6 protein-coding genes and 1 pseudogene are annotated in these 4,384 nt (G+C 61.0%); 4 read left to right on the forward strand and 3 right to left on the reverse strand.

Annotation, left to right across the window (positions count from 1 at the left end):
• Window positions 1-117, forward strand: a pseudogene (locus ACQ4WR_RS28185) (IS481 family transposase); the annotation flags it as partial.
• Here ACQ4WR_RS28185 and ACQ4WR_RS28190 read toward each other — a convergent pair.
• Window positions 114-731, reverse strand: coding sequence for a TetR/AcrR family transcriptional regulator (locus tag ACQ4WR_RS28190; RefSeq protein ID WP_102295949.1), 618 nt, complete (start codon window positions 729-731; stop codon window positions 114-116). The pseudogene ACQ4WR_RS28185 and the gene ACQ4WR_RS28190 overlap by 4 nt on opposite strands.
• Before the next feature lie 146 nt (window positions 732-877).
• Between ACQ4WR_RS28190 and ACQ4WR_RS28195 the strand changes: the two genes are divergently transcribed.
• Window positions 878-2,113 carry an MFS transporter gene (locus tag ACQ4WR_RS28195; RefSeq protein WP_436491407.1) on the forward strand — a complete coding sequence of 412 codons (1,236 nt, stop codon included), beginning with the start codon at window positions 878-880 and terminating at the stop codon, window positions 2,111-2,113.
• Between the two features lie 10 nt (window positions 2,114-2,123).
• On the opposite strand, the gene ACQ4WR_RS28200 is transcribed toward ACQ4WR_RS28195, so the two are convergent.
• Together ACQ4WR_RS28200 and ACQ4WR_RS28205 are read right to left on the reverse strand one after the other, a co-directional pair.
• Complete coding sequence (locus ACQ4WR_RS28200; RefSeq protein WP_436491408.1) at window positions 2,124-2,618, reverse strand: prolyl-tRNA synthetase associated domain-containing protein; 495 nt, start codon at window positions 2,616-2,618, stop codon at window positions 2,124-2,126.
• Window positions 2,619-2,684: 66 nt separating this feature from the next.
• The gene (locus tag ACQ4WR_RS28205; protein WP_436491410.1) at window positions 2,685-2,897 is read right to left on the reverse strand and encodes a DUF3079 domain-containing protein; all 213 of its coding nucleotides are present in this window, start codon (window positions 2,895-2,897) and stop codon (window positions 2,685-2,687) included.
• Between the two features lie 594 nt (window positions 2,898-3,491).
• Here ACQ4WR_RS28205 and ACQ4WR_RS28210 point away from each other — a divergent pair.
• A complete protein-coding gene (locus ACQ4WR_RS28210) occupies window positions 3,492-3,857 on the forward strand; it encodes a hypothetical protein (protein WP_436491412.1) in 366 nt (121 codons plus the stop codon).
• 349 nt (window positions 3,858-4,206) lie between these two features.
• A partial coding sequence (locus ACQ4WR_RS28215; protein ID WP_436491414.1) for a transposase occupies window positions 4,207-4,384 on the forward strand: 178 nt, incomplete at its 3' end.

The raw sequence follows: 4,384 nt of genomic DNA on the forward strand, positions 1-4,384 counted from the left end.
CTCAAAGAATGGAACCATCACTACAACTGGCACCGGCCGCATCAGGGCATTGCTGGCAAAGCCCCAATGTCACGGCTCAGATCCGGCCAGAATAACCTCTTGCAACTTCACACCTAGGCTGTCAATCGGTTGGCATCCCACACGCGCAGGACCTGCGTGATGGCCGCCTCGATCACGGCGTAGCCTACGCCGTCGCGCGCCTGGATCGACACGCCCGATAAAAAGCTGTCGAAGACGGCCGCCAGCGAAGCGCTATCTGTCCCGGCAAGCAATTCGCCGCTGGCGACACCACGCTCGACGCAGCGCACGAAACCGGCGCGGGTGCGGGCGCGCGATTGCGCGAGGGGCGCGGCGACATCGGCGTGTTCCGCCGTCGGCGCGCTCATGCAGCCGAGCGCCACCATGCAACCGGGAGGGTGCCCCGGTTCGCATTGCATGCTGGCCGAGCGGCGCAAGGCCAGTTCGACGGCCGCGCGCGGCGCCAGCGCGTCATCCCATAGACACTCCGTCACGCGCGCATAAGTGTCCAGATAGCATTGCGCCGCCTCGCGGAACAGCGCCTCCTTGGAGCCGAAGGCCGCATAAAAGCTGGGCGCGGAAATGCCGCCGCCCAAGGCCGCCTTCAGCTGGCTCAACGACGTCGATTCATAGCCCTGCTGCCAGAATAAAAACATGGCCTGCTCGACCGCCGCCTGCCGGTCGAACGTGCGCGGCCGTCCCATTTGCGCCATCACCTCTCCTTTATTTATTCACTTCCATACTACTCGATACAGAAGTCGTTGACAACGCGGTGCGTGCTCGCCTATATTTATACCGATCGATACATATATACCGCTGCAACGGTCGGGGCACGCCTGTGCCTGACCACTTTACAAGGATGTCTGCCGTGAATCACGCCACTCTCACCACCGGAGCCAGCACTGTGCTGGCCGACCGCCTCCCCGTCGCCGGCCTGCTGGCCCTGGCCATGACGGGATTTATTTGCATCGTTACCGAGACCTTGCCTGCCGGCTTGCTGCCACAGATCAGCGCGGGACTCGGCATCAGCGCCGCGCTGGCCGGGCAGATGGTTACCGCCTATGCCCTGGGATCATTGCTGGCAGCCATACCGCTGACTATCGCCACGCGCGGCTGGCGCCGCCGCAACGTGCTGCTGCTGACCATCATCGGCTTTCTCGCGTTCAATACCGTCACGGCGCTGTCGTCCCACTACTGGCTGACCCTGGCGGCCCGCTTCTTTGCCGGCATGGCCGCCGGACTGGCCTGGAGCTTGCTGGCCGGCTACGCGCGGCGCATGGTGGCCCCCCACCAGCAAGGCCGCGCCCTGGCGCTGGCCATGGTGGGCGCGCCAGTCGCGCTGTCGCTGGGCGTGCCGCTGGGCACCCTGCTCGGCTCGCTCGTCGGCTGGCGCGCCGCGTTCTGGATCATTTCCGGCCTGACATTGATCCTCATCGCCTGGGTGCTGGCAAAGGTACCGGACTACGCGGGCCAGTCCACGCACGAGCGCCTGCCCCTGCGCCGCGTCTTCACCACGCCGGGCGTGCGCCCCGTTCTGGCCGTCGTCATCGCCTGGATGCTGGCGCACAACATTCTGTATACCTACATCGCCCCCTTCGTCGCACCGGCCGGGCTCAGCGGACGAATCGACCTGGTGCTGCTCGTATTCGGTGCCGCCGCCATGGCCGGTATCTGGATCACGGGCAAGCTGGTCGAGCGCCACCTGCGCGCCACCGTACTGGCCAGCCTGGCCGTGTTCGCCGCCACGGCCCTCGTGCTGGGCGTGGCGGCACACTTCCCTACCGTCATTTATCTTGGCATGGCAGTCTGGGGCCTCACCTTCGGCGGCGCGGCCACCCTGTTGCAAACGGCGCTGGCCGACACGGCCGGCAGTGGCGCCGATGTGGCGCTGTCGATGAATGTGGTGGCATGGAATGGCGCTATCGCCGCCGCCGGCGTGGTGGGCGCCACCCTGCTGCAAGCCTGGGGCGCGGCCGCCTTTCCGTGGGCCATGCTGGCATTGATCTTGCTGGCGTTCGGCATCGCCTGGTCGGCCCGCGCGCATGGTTTCCGGCCTGGGCGGCGCAGCGGCGGCGCACCCGTGGCCGGGCATTGAAGGGGCGTGCTTAATTGATGGATGGGATGGCCACGATGCGCGGCACGTGTCCCGTATGCGCCAGGAAACGATGCATGCCTGCATGCGACAGCGCCACTGTCGCCGTATTGCGCAGCGGATGCGCTTGCACAGCATCCGCGTCCCACACGGCCTGGTCGAGCACCAGTTCCACCGCATTTGCGCTGTCATGCAGCAAGGCGAACAGGCTGACGGCACCGGGCGTGATACCCAGGTGCTGCAGCAGCCGCTCGGGCGACGCCATGCTCAATTTGGTGGCAGGCAACAGCCGCCCCAGCGCCGCCAGGTCGATGCGCTTGTCGAACGGCACGATGACGAGAAAATGCCGCCGCCCCTTGTCATCGCGCACGAAGAGGTTTTTCACCATCAGGCCAGCCATGGGCGGCACATGCATCAGCGCTTCATTGATGGTGTGCACGGCCGGGTGCTCGACCAGCGTGTATTCACCGGCGCTGCTTGCCAGCCAGCGGGAAAGTATGTTGTGCATTGCTATTGCCTTTGACGGGTGCGCGATGCAGCGATTGTAGCGGTGCGCCGCACGCCGCGCTTGCCGTCAAGAACTGCTTTCGTCCTTGTCCTTCTCCCTGTCAGCCTTGTCGGCCGCCGCCAGCCCCCAGTCATTCCAGCCCTCGCCGAACAGCTCGATCGGATGCTGCGTGCGCTCGGAACCGTTGCCACAGCGCATGGCGTCCGGCGGACAATACTTGTCGCAGCCCCAACAGATGCGTTCGGGGTTCTTGGGGTTGAGGGGAAACGGTTTGGCCATGGTGCGGGGTGATACAGTCGATGGAGGTCTCGTCGACGACTGTAGGCCTGGCCCGGGGCGAGGTCAACCGAATTTAGGTGAGGAATTTATCTGGATCAAGTCTATTCCGATGGATGGGACATCGATACTGCACGCTACCTCACTTTTGATTTCTCATGACCTATATAGTAATTTTCTGTATGGTTCGCGTCGATGCTTTCATCGGCTGCAGAGCCTTCATCCGGGCGTAAAGGAAAATGCTGATTTGATCGCCCCAGCCGCTGTCTACCCGCGAAATAGCTGCGTTCGTCTGGATGCGCCCGGTGCTGATGCTTTCCCACCATGCGTCCGATAGACTTATCATGGTGTCACGAAAAGTACCCAGTCATCAGTAGAGAACATGGGCGATCCGTGATTGTTGAGCCTATGCCGGGGAAAGCGTAAACGGGGCAGTCAAACGGAGCGAGACAATCCTGCCAGCAATCAAACAAACTGCGATAGCGTGTGTGACAATGCCAAACTGGAAATGTGGAACCTTCCATATCTCTATCTGATATCAAACAGACTTGGCAAGGATCATAAAATATGTGGGTACCCCTACGATTAAATAAACGCATGTACACCTTCTTTGTTGCAGCCCTTTTTCTTGTTCCTGGTGCCTCTGCGGCACTCGCTGGCACTCTTGACGAAGACCGGACACGCGGTGACATCCATGGCTTGTTTGAGATCAGGGATGCCGCAGTACAGTTCGTGGCAGCTGAAAATGCAAAAAATGGAACCATTTGGCAAGTCCTGGAGCCGAACCGGAAGATTCTGGTGACGAAATGCGCGGTAGCGTTGCGTGTGCAATGGGTGCCGAAGCGCCATGGTCTGTCTGGGCCGAATGTTGCTGTGAGTTGCGCCAAGACCGTCAAGCCCGCGATACAAGATAAATGGGAAGTGTTTGTGCCGATCAATAAGGGTCCGGTCACTCATAAATGATCAGATCAGGGTCATGATTGCAGGGACACTAGAGTCAGGTTTGCCATTCGGTCCCGGACTAACAGTAGGATGGTTGGGGCTGCCTTCCACACACGAACTGATGCGTCGGGTACTGCGAGAACGAGCTGGGTCGAAAACCTGATTAGAACCACGAACCCGCGCCCACGGCGCGCTGGGCTGCCGCGCAACGGCAGCGGTTGGCGGATTCGGGGCGGGCTGGGCCGTAGGCCCGGCCCTTCGAATCTCACACGCAGGGCGCGAAGGCGCCCTGCTCGCTTCCGCCAGGCAATAAAAAACCGCCCGAATGAACTGAACCCCAAAAGTTGGACACCAACTTTTGGGATTTTTCATGTCGAAGTACAGTGAGCAATTTAAGCTCAGCATTATCGAGCAATATTTGTCCGGTTCGGTGGGGTATAAACAGATTGCCGACAAGCACAATCTTCATCATTCAACTGTGAGATTGTGGATTAAATTGCATGCAGCGCATGGTATTGGCGGTCTGGTAAAAAAGTTCAGCCATTACA

Origin of the sequence: Janthinobacterium amylolyticum, from assembly GCF_051380655.1 — a bacterium.
GTDB lineage: Bacteria > Pseudomonadota > Gammaproteobacteria > Burkholderiales > Burkholderiaceae_D > Janthinobacterium.

What these genes read in the sequence shown, in the direction of transcription:
- ACQ4WR_RS28190 (WP_102295949.1), bottom strand. Translation starts at nt 731, where the DNA reads ATGGCGCAAATGGGACGGCCGCGCACGTTCGACCGGCAGGCGGCGGTC.
- ACQ4WR_RS28195 (WP_436491407.1), top strand. Translation starts at nt 878, where the DNA reads ATGTCTGCCGTGAATCACGCCACTCTCACCACCGGAGCCAGCACTGTG.
- ACQ4WR_RS28200 (WP_436491408.1), bottom strand. Translation starts at nt 2,618, where the DNA reads ATGCACAACATACTTTCCCGCTGGCTGGCAAGCAGCGCCGGTGAATAC.
- ACQ4WR_RS28205 (WP_436491410.1), bottom strand. Translation starts at nt 2,897, where the DNA reads ATGGCCAAACCGTTTCCCCTCAACCCCAAGAACCCCGAACGCATCTGT.
- ACQ4WR_RS28210 (WP_436491412.1), top strand. Translation starts at nt 3,492, where the DNA reads ATGTACACCTTCTTTGTTGCAGCCCTTTTTCTTGTTCCTGGTGCCTCT.